Origin of the sequence: Methylobacterium nigriterrae (assembly GCF_037106235.1) — a bacterium.
Lineage (GTDB): Bacteria > Pseudomonadota > Alphaproteobacteria > Rhizobiales > Beijerinckiaceae > Methylobacterium > Methylobacterium nigriterrae.
This window is the reverse complement of the sequence record NZ_JBAWTG010000742.1, coordinates 1-288: the sequence shown is the minus strand read 5'-3', so window position 1 is coordinate 288 and position 288 is coordinate 1. Positions and strand designations below refer to the sequence as shown.

At 59.0% G+C, this 288-nt stretch carries 1 protein-coding gene; it reads right to left on the bottom strand.

Annotation, left to right across the window (positions count from 1 at the left end; genetic code table 11):
* Positions 1–24: 24 nt before the first annotated feature.
* Positions 25–288, bottom strand: a 264-nt coding sequence (locus WDW90_RS38955) for an ABC transporter substrate-binding protein (protein ID WP_336492979.1), incomplete at its 5' end; no start/stop codon positions are given.

Below are 288 nucleotides of genomic sequence, written 5' to 3'. Positions count from 1 at the left end.
CAGCCAGGTGAGAAGCCTCAGCGTTCAGCTCTGCTTGCCCGGATCCTTCACCGCCTCGAATTTGTCGAATTCGACGTTTTGCAGCACCCCGTCCACCCGCTCGACTTTGCGGATGTAGACATTCTGGACGATATCGCGCGTCTGCGGATCGATTTCCACCGGTCCCCGCGGGCTCATCCATTTCATGCCCTTTACCGCCTTGATGAAGGCATCGGCACTGGCATCACCCTTGGTTTGCTCAAGCGCGTTGTAGATCAGGTGCATGCCGTCGTACCCCGCCACCGCCAC